This window comes from Actinosynnema sp. (assembly GCF_052038725.1).
Genome location: NZ_JBQGCX010000752.1, coordinates 1 through 2,811, shown reverse-complemented (window position 1 = coordinate 2,811; position 2,811 = coordinate 1). Strand labels below are relative to the sequence as shown.

2 protein-coding genes are annotated in these 2,811 nt (G+C 74.4%); one reads left to right on the top strand and one right to left on the bottom strand.

Annotation, left to right across the window (positions count from 1 at the left end):
- Positions 1-1,256, bottom strand: a 1,256-nt coding sequence (gene gltX / locus ACTUAL_RS15645; protein WP_440900773.1) for a glutamate--tRNA ligase, incomplete at its 3' end; no start/stop codon positions are given.
- 88 nt (positions 1,257-1,344) lie between these two features.
- On the opposite strand from gltX, the gene ACTUAL_RS15640 reads away from it, so the two are divergent.
- Complete coding sequence (locus tag ACTUAL_RS15640; RefSeq protein ID WP_440900772.1) at positions 1,345-2,577, top strand: FAD-dependent oxidoreductase; 1,233 nt, start codon at positions 1,345-1,347, stop codon at positions 2,575-2,577.
- Positions 2,578-2,811: the final 234 nt, after the last annotated feature.

The window sequence follows — 2,811 nt, the reverse complement described above, 5'->3', positions numbered from 1 at the left end:
AGCACCGGCTTGGCGTCGGCGCCGAGCGCCTTGGCCGCCGAGTCCTCCTCGGGCGTGAACACGTCGTCGGCGGTGAACAGGAAGCGCACCATGCCGGAGACCTCGGACAGCACGACGAGGCGCTCCTGCACGAGCGGCGCGACCCCGCGCAGCACGGCCAGGTCGGCCTCGGCGGGCTCCGCCGGGAGGACGCCGTCCGCGACGAGGTGCGGCAGCGAGCGGCTGACGAACTCCTCGACGGGGAGCGCGCGCAGGTGCGTGGCGTTGATCGCCTCGGCCTTCTTGAGGTCGAAGCGGGCCGGGTTGGCGCTGACCTTCGCGATGTCGAAGGCGGCGACGAGCTCCTGCGTGGTGAAGATGTCGCGGTCGTCCGCGATGGACCAGCCGAGCAGCGCGAGGTAGTTCAGCAGGCCCTCGGGCAGGAACCCGCGGTCGCGGTACAGGAACAGGTTGGACTGCGGGTCGCGCTTGGACAGCTTCTTGTTGCCCTCGCCCATGACGTAGGGCATGTGGCCGAAGAGCGGGGTGAACGTGGTGACGCCGATGCGCTGGAGGGCGCGGTAGAGCCCGATCTGGCGCGGGGTGGACGGGAGGAGGTCCTCGCCGCGCAGGACGTGCGTGATGCCCATGAGGGCGTCGTCGACGGGGTTGGTGAAGGGGTACAGCGGGTCGCCGTTGGCGCGCACCAGGACGGGGTCGGGCGTGGTGCCCGCCTTGAAGGTGATCTCGCCCCGGACGAGGTCGGTCCAGGACAGGTCCTCGTCGGGCATCCGCAGGCGCAGCACGGGCTCGCGCCCCTGCTCGCGGTAGGCGGCCTTCTGCTCGTCGGTCAGGTCGCGGTCGAAGCCGTCGTAGCCGAGCTTCGGGTCCTGGCCCGCGGCGCGGCGGCGGGCCTCGACCTCGTCGGGGGTGGTGAAGGACTCGTAGAGCTCGCCCGCTTCGAGGAGCCTGCGGGCGATGTCGGCGTAGATCTCGCGGCGCTGGCTCTGCCGGTACGGCTCGTGCGGGCCGCCGACCTCGGGACCCTCGTCCCAGTCGAGGCCGAGCCACCGCATCGCGTCGAGCAGCGCGAGGTAGGACTCCTCGGAGTCGCGCGCGGCGTCGGTGTCCTCGATGCGGAAGACGACTTTGCCACCGGTGTGCCGGGCGTAGGCCCAGTTGAACAGCGCGGTGCGGATGAGCCCAACGTGGGGCGTGCCGGTCGGCGACGGCGAGAAGCGGACGCGGACCTCTTGGGGTGCGGATGCGGTGCTCATGACCGGGTGAGCGTATCCCCCTTGACCGGGTTCCGGCCGGGGAGCATCCTGGGCTTATTCAACTGGTGTTGAAAAGGGGTGTGGCGTCATGACCAGGACCTCGATCGCCATCGCGGGCGGCGGCCCCGCCGGGATGGTGCTGGGCCTGCTGCTCGCCAGGGCGGGCGTGCGGGTGACCGTGCTGGAGAAGCACGGGGACTTCCTGCGGGACTTCCGGGGCGACACCGTGCACGCGTCCACGCTCGGGCTGCTCGACGACCTCGGGCTCGGGCCCGCGTTCGACGCGATCCCGCCCCGGTACGTGGAGCGGATGCGGGTGGTGGCGCCCGGCGGGGCGGCGACGGTCGCGGACATGCGGCGGTTGCCCGGCAGGCACAAGCGGATCGGGTTCGTGCCGCAGTGGGACCTGCTGGAGCTGCTGGCGCGCGCCGGGCGCGCGGAGCCCGCGTTCACGCTGCTGATGAACGCCGAGGTGACCGGGTTGCTCCGGGAGGGCTCGAAGGTCACCGGGGTGCGGTACCGGACGCCGGGGGGCGAGGTCTCGCTGGGCGCGGACGTGGTCGTGGCGGCGGACGGGCGGACCTCGCGCGTGCGGGCGGAGGCCGGGTTGGCGGTGCGGTCGTTCGGCGCGCCGATGGACGTGTGGTGGTTCCGGGTGCCCGTGCGCGAGGGGGACGAGCTCGGCGAGGTGCTGGGGCGGTTCGGGCGCGGCGAGGCGCTGGTGGCGATCCCGCGCACGGGCTACTTCCAGTGCGCGTTCCTGATCCGCAAGGGGACGGACGCGCGGCTGCGGGCCGAGGGGGTCGAGCGGTTCCGGGGGCGGGTGGCCGCGCTGATGCCCGCGCTGGCCGACCGGGTCGGGGAGATCGCGTCGCTGGACGACGTGAAGCTGCTGGACGTGCGGCAGAACCGGCTGCGCACCTGGCACCGGGACGGGCTGCTGTGCGTCGGGGACGCCGCGCACGCCATGTCGCCGGTGGGCGGGGTGGGGATCAACCTGGCGATCCAGGACGCGGTGGCGGCGGCGCGGTTGCTGGCCGGGCCCGCGCTGCGCGGGGCGGTGACGCCGGACGTGCTGAGGCGGTTGCGCAGGCGGCGGTTGTTCGCGACGGCGGCGACGCAGGCGGCGCAGCGGGTGCTGCAGCGGGCGGTGATGCGGGAGCCGGGGGCGTCGGAGCGCCCGGCGCGGGTGCCGCTCCCGCTGCGGCTGGCGCAGCGGTTCCCGGTGCTCCAGGCGGTGCCGGCCTACCTGGTGTCGATCGGGCTGCGGCCGGAGCCGACGCCGGGGTTCGCGAGGCGCTCGCCCGCGCCAGTGCGGTGAGGCGCGCCGCGGGTTTCCGCGCGCTCGGGTGAAGTCCGGTGCGGCCGAGCGGGTGCCGCGCGCGGGGCGCGGTTCAGGCGCGGCGGCGGGATTTGGTGCGCCGCAAGGGTTCTCGCGGCGCGCGGGCGGACGGCCGGGACCCCACTGGTGCGGCGCCGGGGGCGGGTGGCCGCGCTGATGCCCGCGCTGGCCGACCGGGTCGGGGAGATCGCGTCGCTGGACGACGTGAAGCTG

What these genes read in the sequence shown, in the direction of transcription:
- ACTUAL_RS15640 (WP_440900772.1), top strand. Translation starts at nt 1,345, where the DNA reads ATGACCAGGACCTCGATCGCCATCGCGGGCGGCGGCCCCGCCGGGATG.